Genomic DNA, 16258 nt, shown 5'->3' on the forward strand with positions numbered 1-16258 from the left:
AAATAAGGCTGATTTCCTGCTATTATGCCGCTGTGATCAGCCTCATTTCGATTAAGGTCGATGGCCTCAATGATTTACTGGCTTGCTTGTAATGCTTGACGTACCTGCACGGCAATATCACGGTTGAGTTTGAGCCAGTTATCTTTTAGTTTGGCTATCACTTCTGGGTAATCTTTTGACACAACGGGAAGTTGATAGTTAAACAACTTATCGCGCACCATCACTCCGCTGGGATCGATCAAACTCCACCTTCCTGATACCACGGCTGTTCCTTCTAAACGCCCCTGAAAACGGCTGACCGACACGTCTATGATCCAATACTTATCTCCTGTTTGCGGATAAAATTGCGCACTTTCAACCACGGTTGCTTTGGGAAATTGCAACGCTATCGATTCCAGTGACAGGCTATCCAGTTGTTGGTTGAGTGTGCCTGCCCATAAATGCTGTTCGGCAATGTGTACTTGATTATCATTGATTTGCATCACGACGCCCGTGCTATTGAGATAATCAGGTAACGCCACTGGCTTTAACACGAGTGTGTCGGTCGCGACATTATCGACAACCGGCAAGGCCAAATCATCAGCCCCTAATGCATAGTATTGACTTGGAATAGTCTGAGTTTGGCTACAGGCCATGAGGCCTATCGCGGTGGCGGTGAGTAAAAGGTGACGGATCATTTTCATTATCTGCTCTCCAAGCGGGGATCGCGCTGTGTTTTGCCATCAAAAATAATGGCATTGGGTTTGGCACTTATCTTACGAAGAAATGGTTGCAGTTCCCGCAGTGACTGTTCAAGGGTACGAACCGTTTGGGTTAAATCTTTATGGATTTGAGAATCTCGCGAGTAACTTCTTAATGTCTCGTTCGTTTGCGCCAGGGTTTGCGAGAGCTCGGCAGGCAAACCTTGTAGATCATCATTACTCATTATGGTATCGAGGGACTTCATAGAAGACTCAGTGGTTTTTAATAACTGATTGGCGTTGTTGATAGTGGTTTCAATGTTCAGCGCGTTAATTTTATCCAGCAGCATGCTGACCTTTTGTTCAAGTTCATCAAAGCCGCCTTTTATTGTAGGGATGATGGTGACATCATATCTTGCTGCCCACTCAGCTTGTGCAGGGCTGGGGATACTGTCTGGCTGAACAGTCAGGTCGACCAGCTTAGCCCCCGTGAGTAAGTTGCCCGACTTAAGGCGAGCTTTTAACCCATTCGCCAGCATCTTGTCTAAGTTTTTACGCCAAAACGCTAACGGCCGTTTATCTTCAGGGCTGTGCCAACGATCGAACTCTAACCGGATAAGCACAGGGATCAGACCACTAAAGTTATACTCAGCATTGATCGTTGGGTCTAAGTAAGGCGCTTGGCGAACACGGCCAATTTGCACGCCGCGAAATTCAACAGGGGCCCCCGCGCTAAGCCCCGCGATAGATTGGTCAAACAGCAATACAAACTCTAAAAAGTTTTGATAAGAGTTGTTTAGGATGGCCGAATGACTGCTGAAAAGGTGGAACTCATCATTTTCAGCGACTGCATCACCCGCTTTCCACCCCTTAGGAACACCAAATGTCACACCGCCATTGAGCAGTGATTCGAGGGAATCCAGTTCGAAATTAAGGCCTTTAGCCGTTAAGTCCAACGACATCCCCGGTTTTATCCAAAACCGAGTATTCGTGGTGACTAAGGCATCATAGGGGGCGAAGATGAAAATGCCGTATTCTGTTTTACGGCTTTCAATATCATAACGAACGGTTTCAATGCGCCCGACCTCAAAACCTCTAAAATTAATCGGAGCACCGGCGCTGACAGCTTTAGTAGAACGATTAGAAAGCTTGAGGCGCAGGCCTGGGGTATCGCTGCTGATGAGGGGAGGTAAATCGAGCACCTTGTAGTTGTCTTCACTGAGCTCACTTGAGCCGGGTTTTAATTCTAAATATGCACCCGAAAGCAAGGTCCCTAATCCCGAGACGCCATCTTTACCTATGCGTGGCTTAACCACCCAAAATTCACTGTCAGCAACCAGCATTTTGGCGGCGCTATTGTTGATCCTCACCTTGAGAATCGCCTTGTCATAAGTGTCGTTTAACTCGATGGATTCAACTAAGCCAACGTCGACACTCAGGGCTTTCACTTTGGTTTTTCCCGCTGCAAGACCGTCCGCGTCGGTGATTTCCAATGTGATCAAAGGCCCTTGGCTGGACATATGCTGGTATATCATCCAGCCGCCGATTAAAAGTGCGATAAGGGGGACCAACCACACTTTGGAAATAGACGTATTAGATTCTTTTGTCGCCATTATGATGTTTGCTCCGATTGTGGGGATGGGTCCCAAATGATTCTAGGGTCAAAAGACATCGCTGACAGCATGGTCAGAACCACAACCGCAGCAAATGAAACCGCGGCTTGACCGGGGTAAACGGTGACCAAGCCCTCTAAGTGAACTAACGCAACCAATACAGCAACGACGAAAACATCGATCATTGACCAGCGTCCAATCAACTCGGTAATGCGGTATATTTTCAGTTGTTGCTTCGCATCCTCTGGACGATTACGTTGGCAGGTATAACAAAGCCAACCGATCGCCACCATTTTTGAAATGGGGATCATGACACTGGCAAAGAAAATAACCAAGGCAACGGGGTAAGATTTTATTTGCCACAATAAAATGACCCCGCCCATGATGGTAGAGGGTTCACTTTGCCCTAAAAACTGCATATCCATCATAGGGAATAAGTTTGCAGGAACATAAAATACGATAGCAGCGATCAAAAAGGCAATACAGTGGGTCGTTTTGTGGCGGGTGTGATGAACGATTTTACTTTGACAGCGGCAACAGTGATGTTTGCCTAATGGATTAATCGCATTACAAAAATGACAATGGGTTAATTTCACTTGTGCACAGCTGTGGGCGTTGTCTGGTACTTCATATGGTGGCAGGGGACCGGCCAGCTTTATCCATAGCCAGTGTAAATCAACGCTGATCAGCGTTTTCAAAAAACTTAAGGTAAATAACACAAAAGCCCAAAAGGAAAGGCCAAATCCCACTTCTGCCAAGGACATGATTTTGACCAAGGCAACCAAGATGCCAACTAAAAACACATCGACCATCATCCAAGGCTTGATCAGTTGCAAGATCCTCAAATGCCAAAAACTTAGTTGGGCTTTGTCAAAGTACAGTGCGATATGGACATAGAGCACCAACAATAACCAAAGAAGAGGTAATAAGGTTAAGGAAATCAGCAAAAAAGCGGCAATGCTCAGAAAGTCATTCGCCACTAACGAGCTCATGGCTTGATAGAAATAGATAGTGGTCGTGTTGCCTGACGAGCTAAAACTCATAAAAGGGAAGGCGTAGGTCAGTGCCAACATGATCACACTGGTTAACGCGAAGGCAATCGGGTATGACAAGGGGGATGAAGCGACGTCTGAAATGGTGTGGCCGCAGCGAGGGCACACCAATTTACTACCACTGCTTACAAAGGCTGACGGCAGTAGTAGATCGCATTCTTCACAGGCTGATTCAACAATTTTCATAGTCGATAATACTTACAATAAGGGAGAAATCCGATGCTAGTGTGAAACTAAGTGGCCAACCACAGGTAAATAATGGATGAACGAGTCATGACAACCTATCAATCAACAATTGTTGAGCTTGAGTCGATTTCATCTTAGCCTAAATATGATAAATTTTACGCTAACATAATGAAAAAGATAAGATAGGTTACTCATGGTTGAGTCCAGATTGAGATTAAGGAAGCGCTTTAAACAAGTCAATAACCAAGATTTACTCAACAGCGGGTTTTGGGTCACCAACCTATGTATGATAGTTGCCACTATTATTGGCGTTTATTTGGCTTCGAATGAAGGATTTCGACAAGCCATGTTATTTGATGACATCAACACGACGGAAGCCAATTACTACTTACGCCGTTCGTTAATGTTGGAGCTAGAGGATAACCTCACTTTAGTTAAGCAAAAGGTTACTACCCTAGAAACAGCCCAATATAAGCGTTTTGATCCAAGTCGCGACAGTCTTGAACTTGATCACTATGTTTGGAATTCAATGCAATATTCGCCCAATACCATGGAAGTGCCTTCTGATTTATTAGCAGGGGCAAGGCGATACTATCGCACCATCGGGGTCACGTGGCAGCAAATGGCACAGCATCAAATCAGTTCGCAAGAGGGATTGTCGATAGTGAAAGAAGCCAATCAAACAGTGATAACGCAAGTGCTACCTGGGTTGCAAACCGATCTTGCCACGTTAAAGCAGCAATTGGTTGGGTTCGGCGTGGAAGTGAATTAAGGTGTGGCTCGCACGGCGTATTTTTTAAGGAGTGACGGTTGCGATTAATACAGGTTTTACTAGGTATCGGATTCGGTTTTTGCTGTTTTTTGGCACAAGCTAATGAAACAGAACTGACCGTTGGCAGTCAGGTTGATGCCAGAACGCTCGATATTCACGAGTCGCTCTCTAAAGAGACATTACAATTGGCGCACTTAATGTTTGATCCTCTCGTGCGTCGGACGCAAAGGGGGCAGTTTGAAGGGCGACTTGCTCAGCAATGGACTCGAATCGACGCCAACACGATACGTTTTGTATTACGTGATAAGGTCCAGTTTCACTCTGGCCAGTTGCTAACGAGCACAGATGTTAAGTGGACCTTAGCGCGCCTTAAGCTCAGCCGCGATTACAAAGGCATGTTTGATCGCATCAGTCATATTGAGATAATCGATCCCTTAACGTTTGATTTAGTAACTAAGTCCCCTTTTCCGTTAACGCTGCAACTGGCCAGCTACCTATTTGTAATGGATTCAGCGTTTTACACCGGTGTCGATGAGAATGGTAAAGACAAAAGTCGCATTGCGGCTTTAAGTGACTCCTTTGCTTCAAAGCAGGTGTCGGGAACCGGACCTTACCAAGTTACCCTTAACGAGCCTGGGATCCAATTAGCGTTCACCCGTTTTAAAGATTATTGGGATAAAAGCTCACAGGGCAATGTCTCCCAACTTGCCCTGATTCCGATTAAGGATCCCGCGACCCGGTTAGCCGCGTTATTATCGGGCGATGTTGATTTGATCAGCCCTGTTGGGCCAAAAGCCTATTTAGAGTTAGCAGATCAGCCACGCTTTAGTCGCGCCACTTTAGCCAGCTCAAGGCTCATCTCATTGCAACTCAATCAGCAAAGTAACACCGCTCTGAAAGATATTCGTGTAAGGCAAGCCATTATTTATGCCATCAATAACCAAGGCATTGCTGAGCAATTAATGCAAGGCTTTGCTGAACCGGCTTCACAACTCAGTCCGCCTAGTTTCAGTGGCCACAATCCTTATTTAGGTTTTCGTTATGATTTAGCCAAAGCACGGCAATTAATGAAGCAAGCTGGATATGAGAAGGGTCTGAGTTTGAAAATGATAGCGCCAAAAGGGCGTTACATTAATGACGAAAAGATAGCTAGAGCTGTGGTCGCCATGCTACAAAAAATCAATATTCGAGTGGAGTTGGAAACTTATCCTATCAACCAATACTGGCCGCAATTTGACCGCTGTAACGGCGATATTCTGATGATTGGCTGGGAGTCCGATACCCAAGACAGTGCTAATTACAGTGAATACTTAATGATGACACGTAACCCAGACACGGGCTTTGGGCAGTATAACTGCGGTCACTACTCAAACACCCAAGTGGATCAGTTAATCTATCAGGCAAATAGAGAGGTGATGCCGATTCCGCGCGGACAGATGCTGCGTCAAGTGGAACAAATGCTCTATGAGGATGCCGCTTTTGTGCCCTTACATTGGGAGCGAGTAGCCTGGGCGGCGAAAAAGAATATTCGGATGAAAAGCGTACTCAACCCTGAAAATATCGCCTACTTGGGGGATCTACAAGTAGACGAGTTAGAAAATCAATTGTCGTTACCTTTACTGCGTTCAAGGCGTCAATAGCGAGGCTCGCCTGGGTTAAGCAGAGATAAACTCAGAGATGCTGCGTAAAATGCCTTCGCTATCTAGCCCTAGCTGCTGATAGATTTGCCCTTGGGTGCCCTGCTCAATAAACTGATCTGGAATACCTAAGTTTAATACAGGCTTGAGTAGCTTTTGCTGAGCGAGGTAAGTGAGGACTGCACTGCCAGCTCCGCCTAAGATGGCATTCTCTTCGATTGTCACGAGGTGATCGTGATTTCGGGCTAACTCACTAATTAACTCTGTATCTAGGGGTTTAACAAAGCGCATGTCCACTAAGGTCGCATTCAATGTTTCTGCCGCGAGGGTGGCACTGTGAAGTAAGGTACCAAAACATAAAATGGCGACCTTTTCTCCTTGTCGCTTGACGATCCCTTTACCTATTTCAAGGGCCGTCATGTCAGGGATGACGGTGGCACCGTTACCCGCCCCTCTAGGGTAGCGAACCATGGCCGGTTGATCGAGTTGATAGCCAGTAAATAACATCTGGCGGCACTCGTTTTCGTCACTGGGGGTCATCACGACCATGTTAGGTATGGTTTGGATAAAGCTAATATCAAATGCGCCTTGGTGAGTAGGGCCATCGGCTCCGACGATGCCGGCTCTGTCGACAGCAAACAAGACGGGCAGATTTTGAATCGCCACATCATGGATCACTTGGTCATAAGCGCGTTGTAAAAAGCTTGAGTAGATCGCAACCACAGGCTTGAGGCCTGCAATGGCTAAACCGGCTGCCAAAGTGGTCGCATGCTGCTCTGCGATGGCAACATCAAAATATTGCTCAGGGAAACGTTTAGAAAAGGCCACCATGCCTGAGCCTTCACGCATGGCGGGCGTGATCCCCATCAGCTTGTTATCTTGGGCCGCCATATCACATAACCAGTCACCAAAAATATGCGAAAACGTCGGTAAACTGGCTTTGTTTTTCGGCAGCTTCGTTTGGCTTAAATCAAACTTAGGTACGGCGTGATAACCAATGGGATCTTGCTCAGCAGGTGCGTAGCCTTTGCCTTTTTTGGTCATAATATGAAGGAATTGCGGCCCCTTAAGGCTGCGCATATTACGCAAGGTATCGACTAATCCAAGGACATCGTGACCATCAATCGGGCCGATGTAATTAAATCCAAACTCTTCAAATAGGGTGCCCGGTACGACCATGCCTTTAAGGTGCTCTTCGGTGCGTCTTACGAGCTCCTTGATAGGAGGCAAGCCAGACAGCACCTTCTTACCACCTTCACGTATGCTGGTATATAATTCCCCTGATAATAGCTTGGCGAGGTGGTTATTGAGCGCGCCTACGTTTTCTGAAATGGACATTTCATTGTCGTTGAGGATCACCAGCATATCGTTGTGCAAGGCACCTGCATGGTTTAATGCTTCAAACGCCATCCCCGCGGTTAATGCGCCATCACCAATAACCGAGACAACGCGTCGGCCTTTACCTTCTTTTTCTGCGGCAATAGCCAAGCCCGTTGCTGCCCCAATAGATGTAGAGGAGTGGCCGACACTCAGCACATCGTATTCACTTTCTTCGCGCCATGGGAAAGGGTGTAATCCCTTATATTGACGAATGGTATGCATTTTATCGCGACGACCCGTCAATATTTTATGTGGATAAGCTTGATGACCAACATCCCAAATAAGGTGATCAAAAGGGGTGTTGTAGACATAATGCAATGCGACCGTTAATTCCACCACGCCTAAGCCTGATGCAAAGTGCCCACTTGTTTTACTGATGGAGTTAAGTAAAAAATCACGCAGTTCGCTGCATAGCTCAGGAAGCTTATCTTTACTTAATAAGCGTAAATCTTCTGGGTAGTTGGCACCGGCCAATGTAGGGTAATTATTTAAGTCCAAGCTCATAACCGCTTATTTTTTTCGTTCAATTATATAATGAGCAAATAGCTCTAATAGCTCTGTATTGTAATCTAACTTGGCTAATGCGTGTAGTGACTCTTGATACAGAGCTTGTGCTTTTTCCTGCGCACCCGCTAGGCCCAATAACGCTGGGTAAGTCGATTTATTCTGAGCAATGTCGGACCCTTGGGGTTTACCTAAGGTTTCGGTATCGCTAACTATGTCTAATATATCGTCTTGCACTTGGAAGGCGAGGCCGATTTTACTGGCAAAAAGCGTTAATTGGTCGAGCTCACTGGCGGTTAAATTAGGATTGGCAAGGGCGCCTAATTTAACGGCCGCGTTGATAAGCGCGCCGGTTTTTCCACCGTGGATTTGCTCCAGCGCCGCTAATGAAACTTGTTGATTTTCTGCAGCCAAGTCGAGGGCTTGTCCGCCGCACATCCCATTTAGGCCAGATGCTTTGGCTAAGGTGAGAGCCATGTCTAACTGCTGTTTTGGGGTAAAATGCTCACTGGGTTCACAAATAAGCTCAAAAGCGAGAGTTTGTAAGGCGTCGCCTGCCAAAATGGCCGTCGCTTCATCAAATGCGATATGGCAAGTCGGTTGGCCGCGTCTGAGTTCATCATCGTCCATGGCGGGGAGGTCGTCATGAATCAAGGAATAAGCATGGATGCATTCAATGGCTGCAGCAAGGTTGTCGAGTTTTTCTGGGGCGATACCAAATATTTCACCCGTGGCATAGACTAAGAAGGGACGGATACGCTTGCCGCCTTGCATGGTGCCATATGCCATGGCTTGTTGCAGCGCGGGGCTCAATGGCGCAGGGCGCGATAATGCAGCGGCTAGGCTAGTATCAACACGCGCTTTAAAGCGTGTAATAGACTGTTCAAGCAGATTCATTGATTAAACTTCATCCTGAAAAGGGCTAAGTACTTGCTCGCCACCTTGTTCTAATAACACTTGTACTTGTTGTTCGGCAGAGTGTAACTTTTCTGAGCTGACCCGAGCGAGGGCGATGCCTCTTTCAAATTGTTTTAATGCCTCTTCGAGCGTGAGCTCACCCAGTTCGAGCTTCTTGACGATTTCCTCAAGCTCGGTCACGGATTCTTCAAAGTTCATGTTTTCTGGTTTTTTAATAGGCATATGCAATTCTCCCAATTCGCGCCAAGATTACCTGTGAGACTGTGATGGGTCAAATAAGCCAGCTATAAATATTTAACAAATGTTGCCGATACCATAGAAGACGGCATTTCCAAGTTGTTTAACTTGCTGTAAATGCGTTGATATACGAAAATAAAACAAACCACTAGAAGATGAGCCATCAGCTCGACTTGTTAGGGAAATTTTCTCATTTTGAGGGTGTAAAACGTGGATTTAGCAACGCTTATAGGGATTATCGGTGCCTTTGCATTTGTACTCATGGCCATGTTGATGGGGGGCGAGTTATCGACCTTTATCGATGTGCCGTCGGTGCTGATCGTGTTTGTCGGCTCCTTGTTTGTGGTCCTGATGAAGTACAACTTAGGGCAGTTTCTTGGTGCTGCGAAAATAGGCATCAAAGCGTTTATGTTCAAGCTAGAAAAGCCGGAAGATTTGATCACCAAGTCGGTGGAAATGGCGGACGCGGCGCGCAAGGGTGGATTCTTGGCGCTCGAGGAAGCGGAGATCACCAATGCCTTTATGCAAAAAGGTATAGACATGCTGGTGGATGGTCACGATGCCGATGTCGTTCGGGCGACCTTGGAAAAAGACATACTGCTCACCTCAGAGCGCCATATTATGGGGGCGGGCATATTTAAGTCCCTAGGGGATGTGGCCCCCGCAATGGGCATGATCGGTACCTTGATTGGTCTGGTGGCCATGCTGTCCAACATGGATGATCCTAAGTCTATCGGCCCTGCGATGGCGGTTGCCTTGTTAACCACCCTTTATGGCGCGATCCTAGCGAACATGGTCGCCTTGCCCGTCAGTGAAAAACTGGTATTGCGGGCCGAGGAAGAAAAGCTCAACCGGGTACTTATCATGGATGCCGTATTGGGCATTCAAGATGGCCAAAACCCGCGGGTTATTGAAGGCTTGTTGAAAAATTATCTGGCCGAGTCAAAACGTGAAGTCAACACCACAGACTAGGGGGCAATAATGGAAGAACCATGTAAATGTCCGCCGGAGGGTCTGCCCGCTTGGATGGGGACCTTTGCCGATTTGATGTCGCTGTTAATGTGTTTCTTTGTATTGCTACTCGCGTTTTCAGAGATGGACGTATTGAAGTTTAAGCAGATAGCGGGCTCAATGAAGTACGCCTTTGGTGTACAAAACTTATTGGAAGTGAAAGATATCCCTAAAGGTACGTCTGTTATTGCACAAGAGTTTCGTCCAGGGCGTCCTGAGCCCACGCCCATTGAAACCATCATGCAACAAACCATAGACATGACCCAGGCTCGCCTTGATTTTCAAGATGGTGAAGCGGCAGAAGTGGGCGGGCAAAAGCAAGATGAAGGCACCAATGACGGCGGCATGACGGCCTCACAGGCAATTCAAAGCCAGCAAGCACAGCAGCAAGAGGCACAAAATCAGCTCGCCAAAACCATCGCGCAAAAGATGCGCGATCAAATTGAAGACGGCGCGATAGAAATTGAAGCCCTAGGCCAGCAATTAATTATTCGCGTACGGGAAAAAGGGGCGTTTCCTTCTGGCTCGGCGTTTTTGCAGCCTAAGTTTCGTCCGGTTATTTCAAGGGTCGCGGAAATCTTAAAAGACGTACCGGGTGAAATCACGGTATCGGGTCATACCGATAACGAAACCATTAAATCTGAGTTGTATCGTTCTAATTGGGATTTATCATCGCAACGTGCGGTGTCGGTGGCCCATGAAATGATCAAGGTGAAAGGCTTTGATCAGCAGCGCCTCATGGTAGTGGGGTATGCCGATACCAAACCACTTTTTGCCAATACCGACAGTAACAATCGCCGTAAAAACCGTCGAGTAGAAATCTCTGTGATGCAAGGTAAAGCGCAAGAGTCCGATGAAATTGGCGTGACTCAATAGCCAGATCGCTTTTTTACCCTGATTAACCAAAATAGGCAGGGTAAAAAAGCACCACTTTAAGTCCTCACTCTCTCAAGGTATAATCCGCCCCCTTGATTTTGACCCTAAGTGAAGCCGATGAAATTTGTCGTAAAGTTTTTCCCTGAAATCCTGATGAAAAGCAAGTCTGTTCGTAAGCGTTTTTGTAAGATGTTACAAAGCAATATCCGTAACATTTTGCGCCGCTATGACGATGATGTGAAAGTCATTTTGGAATGGGATCACATTATTGTAAAAACAGTTAACGATAGCGACAAAAACCGAGCCAAGTTAATTGAGCTACTGTCTAGCACGCCGGGTGTTGCGTTTTTCTTAGAAGTACAACAAACCCCATTTGAAGACTTACATGACATTTATGAGCAGGTATTGCCCATTGCTGGCCCCCTGCTGGAAGGGAAAACCTTTTGTGTCAGAGTTAAGCGCCGCGGTAAGCATGACTTTAGTTCAACGGAAGTTGAACGTTATGTGGGTGGCGGTTTAAACCAAAACACCGGCGCCCTGAAGGTGCAATTGAAAAATCCTGATGTGCAAGTGTTACTTGAGATAGATCATCAAGATCTCTTTATCGTTAAGCAGCGCCATGAAGGCTTAGGTGGCTTCCCGATGGGCTCACAAGAGGGTGTGCTATCGCTGATCTCGGGCGGTTTTGATTCGGGCGTATCCAGCTACATCATGATGAAGCGCGGCATGCGCGTGCATTACTGTTTCTTTAATCTTGGCGGTGCGGCACACGAAATTGGCGTTAAGCAAGTTGCCCACCATTTGTGGGATCGTTTTGGCTCGTCTCATCGCGTTAAGTTTTTAGCTGTGCCATTTGAGCCCGTGGTCGCCGAGATCTTAGAAAAGGTTGAAGATGGCCAAATGGGCGTGATCTTAAAACGCATGATGGTGCGCACGGGGGCTAAATTAGCCGAGCGCTTGGCGCTGGATGCCATGGTGACAGGGGAAGCGGTAGGCCAAGTGTCGAGTCAAACCTTGCGTAACCTGTCGGTGATCGATAAAGCCACGGATACCCTGATTTTGCGCCCGCTGATTGCCATGGACAAGCAAGACATCATCAATACCGCGCGCCAAATCGGCACCGCCGAGTTTTCCGAAACGATCCCTGAATACTGCGGCGTGATCTCTAATAAGCCGACGGTGAAAGCCGTGATGAGCAAGATTGAAGAACAAGAAGCTAATTTTGATATGTCACTGATTGATAAGGTAGTGGGTGAAACCATGACCTTAGACATTCGTGATATTGGCGAGCAAACCGATGCCGAGGTGACCGAAGTTGAAACCACGGCGCAATTTGCAGCAAACGAAGTGGTACTGGATATTCGTTCTGATGAAGAGCGCGAAGATAAGCCATTAAAGCTTGAAGGCGTTGCCATTGAAAGCATGGCGTTTTTTAAACTGGGCACGCAGTTTGATACCTTAGATCAGTCAAAAACTTACTTGTTATATTGCGATCGCGGCGTGATGAGTAAGCTGCAAGCGTTGTACTTGAAAGAAGCCGGCTTCAACAATGTTAAGGTTTACCGTCCTTAATACATCCTCTGATTTTGGATAGCTTAAGCAGAAATACTTAAGTTATCCCTAATTAACCTGAACAGGCACACTCCCACACTCAAGCCTCAAGCCCTGTGGGAGGCGAGCTTGCTCGGCGAATATTACAAGCACAAACTCACTTCACACTTAATACAGCCATTCCCTGAGCAAGCTCAGGTCCCACAAGCTCACATCTACACTCAAGTCTCAAGCCCTGTGGGAGGCGAGCTTGCTCGGCGAATATCACCAAATACAAACCCTCCCCACATAGCGGACAAGCACCAAGGTTAATTTACCCAAGGATTTATAAGTTGAGCTTGATGTTAACTTGATGTTAACTTGGCTTTTTAATCGGGAGGATCACAGTGAAAAAACTACATCTTGCACTTTCAACAAATCAAATTGAAGCCACCATCGCGGATTACAGCAAGCGTTTGGGCGCAGAGCCTTGCTCTTACATTGCCAATGAATATGCGCTGTGGCGCACACCTTCCCTAAACTTGTCGGTGCGCCAAGATCCCACTTGTCCACCGGGTGAACTGCGCCATTTAGGTTGGGAAGACCCTAGCGCCACCGAGTTTAGTCAAGAGGATGATGTTAACGGCATCACTTGGGAGCGTTTTAATGCCCAGCAACAGGCCGATGAGATTAATGAAATTTGGCCGCAAGCCGATTATCAGCCTGAAAACTAATCTATGGTTCGACTCGATTTTTTTAGCGAAAAGCCATCAATACTGAAGTTAAGTGTTGGGCTTATTTGCACCTTAATGGGACTGCTCACCTTTTGGGCCGGTTATAGCCAAGAGCATGCCCCTTTGATAATCGTGATTATTTACTTGTTTGCGATGGGGCTGGTGGTCACCGGGGTATATCTCGTCGGCTATGTGGATTATCGCTATTTAGATCAGCAAAAGCAGCAGCTGATCCGCGCGAGAGGTTTGTGGCTGGCACGCCGCTATTGTTATTACCCCTTTGCTGATATCAAAGCCGTTGATGTGCGAATGGCGTCAGCCATCCAACGTCAAGGCGACAGCTCGCAATATAGCTCAGCCAGTGTTTCGTATTCAGCGGTGATCAAATTAAAGGGCGATGAGGTCTACTTTACCGGCTCGAGTGACAAGCAGGAAACCATCCAACATGCGCAGCAACTGGCGCAAAGCATCAATAAGCCACTGCGCATCAAAACCCATGGCCGCACTAAAAGTCGCTCAAAAGACCACGAAGTGAGCATGGCTCGGATAGGGTTATTATTGCTACTTATCCTTTCTATGATGGCAGGAGCTTATGCGCTGGTTGCGGTGAAGACTTAAATTGAATAAGTCTGAATGCAATCTGGCAGCTTCCTTTCTTCGATATGACGGTTGCCCCTCAATTGGTTAAGTCTCTAAGTGAGCTAGAGGGGATTGGCACGCATTCTATGCGAGGCACCAAAGGTCACTGATCTATGTTCGAATCAAAAACATTCGCGCATTCAGTTATTGCTTGACCGAGTGAAGTTGGATAATACCGTTCGATATTTAGGCGTAGAAATAGAGGGTGCGTTGAACATCTCAGAAGGGATTTTTTATAGCAAGGTCAGATGCTTTTTGATATTTGGGTTAGGTTGCTGTAAATGGTAAATAAGCCTTTGTATTCAGTGTTTTATGTGTTTATTGCGTGGGGGTGGTGCCGTATTTGAGCAGTGATTTATGCCGTATTTATTCCTAACGTGACAGCGTTGCGCTATACTGCCAATACATAATAAAGTTAGGAGGTTCAAATGACAGCTGTTGATCGTGTTTATCAGAAGATAAAGCGTTCAAGACGCTACGTTTTTGAGCGTAAAGACTTTGATGGCTTTGCTAGCTACGATCAAATCGGTCGTGTACTAAGGCAATTGGTTAAGCAAGGCGAGTTAATAAAACTTGGCTATGGACTGTACACCAAGGCTCGCATTAACAGCCTAACCGGAAAACCTATGCCTACGAACCCAGGTGGAAGCGATGCCCTGATGCGTGAGATATTAAAGATGAAAGGCGTCGATTTTGAAATGGACAGCCTATCTTTACAAAGCTTATCAGGTGAAAGCACGCAAATTCCATCCTCCGTTCAATATTCATGGAACCCCAAACAGTTTAATCGCAAATTGGCTGTCGGTAACCGAGTTTTAAACTCACCGAGCTAATATGGAAAAATTAAAACAACAATTTCTTGAGGTTTCTGATGCGCTTGAGCTCGGAAACCCGGCCATTATTGAAAAAGATTACTGGGTCGTCGCTTTACTTGCAGAATTAGCGAAAGTGTCTCTTGTGTATCATCAAATGGTCTTTTCTGGCGGGACTGCTCTGGCAAAGTCCAACGTTAAGATCCTTCGAATGTCAGAAGACGTCGACATTAAATTGATTCCAAAACCAGCGTTTGAAGAACTAACCCGCGCCAAAAAGAAAGCGGCTCGTAAGGCATACATTAACAAGGTTGAGCAGGCAATTAGCCTATCAGAGCGATTCACCGTCGAAACACGACTTGTTCGTGATGAGTATCGCTATATTGAATTGGAACTTAGATATCTACAGCAGTTTAGTCAAGCACCGTGTCTTCGCCCCATTATTAAGCTGGAATTAATGGAGACAATCCCCTTACTTGATGTAGAAGCTCGTAGCATTCAGTCCTTGGTTTCGGAGCTGTATAAACAACCACAAGAAGTAGAGGCGTTTGATTGCGTCTCTATCCATGCCACCTTGGTTGAAAAAGTGATTTCAATGTTGCGTCGTACCATGTCAGCGAAGCGCTGTGCTGAGCGTAAGGATGATGCCACGCTTGTTCGCCATATTTATGATGTTTACTGTATTTTAAAGAGCGAAGATCAAAAAGAAAGCCTCGATCTGAAAGCACTTACACCGTTATTTAAAATCGTGTTGGAAGAAGATATTGAGCGCTTTGGCAATCAGCATGCAGAGTTTGTCTCTAATCCTAAACAAGAGCTACAACTTGGGTTGAAAGAGCTTGAAGAAAACCCCGTTTTTCGACAGCGCTTTAACGATTTTGTTACCCCTATGGTGTTTAACACCGAACCTCATGATTTTGATACCTGCTTTGCTTCTTTCAGAAACGTAACGGAATTGTTAATTACAACAATTTAGTTAAGGCACTAGTTTGCTAGTTACCCAGTTCGTGGTGCATCAGCAAATAAAGATCGAAAAAGAGAGAGTTGCCCAAGTAAAGGGCAAACACAGAGAAATCAGGAAAAAATCATGACAAGTACCCAAAAACCGCTGCACTGCAACGCCAAATCTGGTAAGTCACCAACGACGTACGCGGCTCATTAGAGGGCTGGGATTTTAAACAATTTTTCTATCGTTTTATCAGTGAGAAATTCACCAACTATATAGAAGGTGGCGACGATAACATCCACTACACTTGGAGAAGGTCCCTCTTTTTCAACGCTTCATAATGCTCTTTTTGCTCGTCAGTTAACGCTATGATTACTCATATTATGCTTTTACTAATTGATACTGCTGGTTCCAGTAACTCACTAACTTTCTGTGATGCTTGTGGTTTACCCAGACCATATTTTCTTCAGAATTTGGATCGCCGCCAAATACTATAGGTGTGGTATACCACTTTATTTTTCTCAAGAACCTTTCGTCCTCTTCGAGGTTAGTAGGCAATTGTTTGGCAGGTATCAACTCTAAATATTCAGATACAATGGGAACGGCCCCCTCTGGCAGGATAGTTGTCACTACTTAAAATTTAACCAGTTGGGGCGTTAAGGCTTGATAGTGCCACGCTATAGTGAAGAACGAAAACAGCAGGTTTTGAACAAGTTATTACCTCCCTTCAA

Annotated in this window: 15 protein-coding genes and 1 pseudogene; 10 read left to right on the forward strand and 6 right to left on the reverse strand. The window is 46.1% G+C overall.

The features are described from left to right. Positions 1-74: 74 nt before the first annotated feature. Genes K6Y21_RS19835 through K6Y21_RS19845 form a run of 3 tightly spaced genes read right to left on the reverse strand, consistent with a single transcriptional unit; the run spans position 75 to position 3531 of the window. Positions 75-683, reverse strand: a complete 609-nt coding sequence (locus K6Y21_RS19835; RefSeq protein ID WP_233073648.1) for a PqiC family protein — start codon at positions 681-683, stop codon at positions 75-77. Continuing rightward, entirely contained in the window at positions 683-2293 is a 1611-nt protein-coding gene (gene pqiB, locus K6Y21_RS19840) for an intermembrane transport protein PqiB (protein WP_233073649.1), read from the reverse strand. Before pqiB ends, K6Y21_RS19835 begins: the two co-directional genes overlap by 1 nt. Beyond that, a complete protein-coding gene (locus K6Y21_RS19845; RefSeq protein WP_233073650.1) occupies positions 2293-3531 on the reverse strand; it encodes a paraquat-inducible protein A in 1239 nt (412 codons plus the stop codon). The genes pqiB and K6Y21_RS19845 overlap by 1 nt, the downstream gene beginning before the upstream one ends. 193 nt (positions 3532-3724) lie before the next feature. Between K6Y21_RS19845 and K6Y21_RS19850 the strand changes: the two genes are divergently transcribed. Both K6Y21_RS19850 and K6Y21_RS19855 read left to right on the forward strand, forming a co-directional pair. Next, positions 3725-4303 carry a hypothetical protein gene (locus K6Y21_RS19850; RefSeq protein WP_233073651.1) on the forward strand — a complete coding sequence of 193 codons (579 nt, stop codon included), beginning with the start codon at positions 3725-3727 and terminating at the stop codon, positions 4301-4303. Between the two features lie 38 nt (positions 4304-4341). Beyond that, the gene (locus K6Y21_RS19855; RefSeq protein ID WP_233073652.1) at positions 4342-5943 is read left to right on the forward strand and encodes an ABC transporter substrate-binding protein; all 1602 of its coding nucleotides are present in this window, start codon (positions 4342-4344) and stop codon (positions 5941-5943) included. A gap of 15 nt (positions 5944-5958) precedes the next feature. On the opposite strand, the gene dxs is transcribed toward K6Y21_RS19855, so the two are convergent. From dxs to K6Y21_RS19870, 3 genes are read right to left on the reverse strand one after another with little or no spacing between them, the layout of a single operon-like run. Next, positions 5959-7824 carry a 1-deoxy-D-xylulose-5-phosphate synthase gene (gene dxs / locus K6Y21_RS19860; protein ID WP_233073653.1) on the reverse strand — a complete coding sequence of 622 codons (1866 nt, stop codon included), beginning with the start codon at positions 7822-7824 and terminating at the stop codon, positions 5959-5961. Between the two features lie 6 nt (positions 7825-7830). Continuing rightward, positions 7831-8715: a (2E,6E)-farnesyl diphosphate synthase gene (gene ispA / locus K6Y21_RS19865; RefSeq protein ID WP_233073663.1), complete on the reverse strand. Its 885-nt coding sequence runs from the start codon at positions 8713-8715 to the stop codon at positions 7831-7833. Positions 8716-8724: 9 nt separating this feature from the next. Next, positions 8725-8964: an exodeoxyribonuclease VII small subunit gene (locus K6Y21_RS19870; RefSeq protein WP_233073654.1), complete on the reverse strand. Its 240-nt coding sequence runs from the start codon at positions 8962-8964 to the stop codon at positions 8725-8727. A gap of 225 nt (positions 8965-9189) precedes the next feature. On the opposite strand from K6Y21_RS19870, the gene pomA reads away from it, so the two are divergent. The 8 genes and pseudogenes from pomA (at position 9190) to K6Y21_RS19910 (ending at position 15557) form a co-directional block, all read left to right on the forward strand. Then, the gene (gene pomA / locus K6Y21_RS19875; protein ID WP_233073655.1) at positions 9190-9951 is read left to right on the forward strand and encodes a flagellar motor protein PomA; all 762 of its coding nucleotides are present in this window, start codon (positions 9190-9192) and stop codon (positions 9949-9951) included. A gap of 9 nt (positions 9952-9960) precedes the next feature. Then, positions 9961-10866, forward strand: a complete 906-nt coding sequence (locus K6Y21_RS19880) for a flagellar motor protein MotB (RefSeq protein ID WP_233073656.1) — start codon at positions 9961-9963, stop codon at positions 10864-10866. Positions 10867-10983: 117 nt separating this feature from the next. Next, a complete protein-coding gene (gene thiI, locus K6Y21_RS19885) occupies positions 10984-12438 on the forward strand; it encodes a tRNA uracil 4-sulfurtransferase ThiI (protein WP_233073657.1) in 1455 nt (484 codons plus the stop codon). Between the two features lie 365 nt (positions 12439-12803). Beyond that, entirely contained in the window at positions 12804-13130 is a 327-nt protein-coding gene (locus K6Y21_RS19890) for a VOC family protein (RefSeq protein WP_233073658.1), read from the forward strand. Between the two features lie 75 nt (positions 13131-13205). Beyond that, the gene (locus K6Y21_RS19895; protein WP_233073659.1) at positions 13206-13748 is read left to right on the forward strand and encodes a hypothetical protein; all 543 of its coding nucleotides are present in this window, start codon (positions 13206-13208) and stop codon (positions 13746-13748) included. Positions 13749-13843: 95 nt separating this feature from the next. Next, a pseudogene (locus K6Y21_RS19900) lies at positions 13844-14057 on the forward strand (hypothetical protein); the annotation flags it as partial. A gap of 140 nt (positions 14058-14197) precedes the next feature. After that, the gene (locus tag K6Y21_RS19905; RefSeq protein WP_233073660.1) at positions 14198-14602 is read left to right on the forward strand and encodes a DUF6088 family protein; all 405 of its coding nucleotides are present in this window, start codon (positions 14198-14200) and stop codon (positions 14600-14602) included. 1 nt (position 14603) lies between these two features. Beyond that, entirely contained in the window at positions 14604-15557 is a 954-nt protein-coding gene (locus K6Y21_RS19910; protein ID WP_233073661.1) for a nucleotidyl transferase AbiEii/AbiGii toxin family protein, read from the forward strand. Positions 15558-16258 lie beyond the last annotated feature (701 nt).

It is taken from the genome of Motilimonas eburnea (assembly GCF_021295345.1).
GTDB lineage: Bacteria > Pseudomonadota > Gammaproteobacteria > Enterobacterales > CBDFNC01 > Motilimonas > Motilimonas eburnea.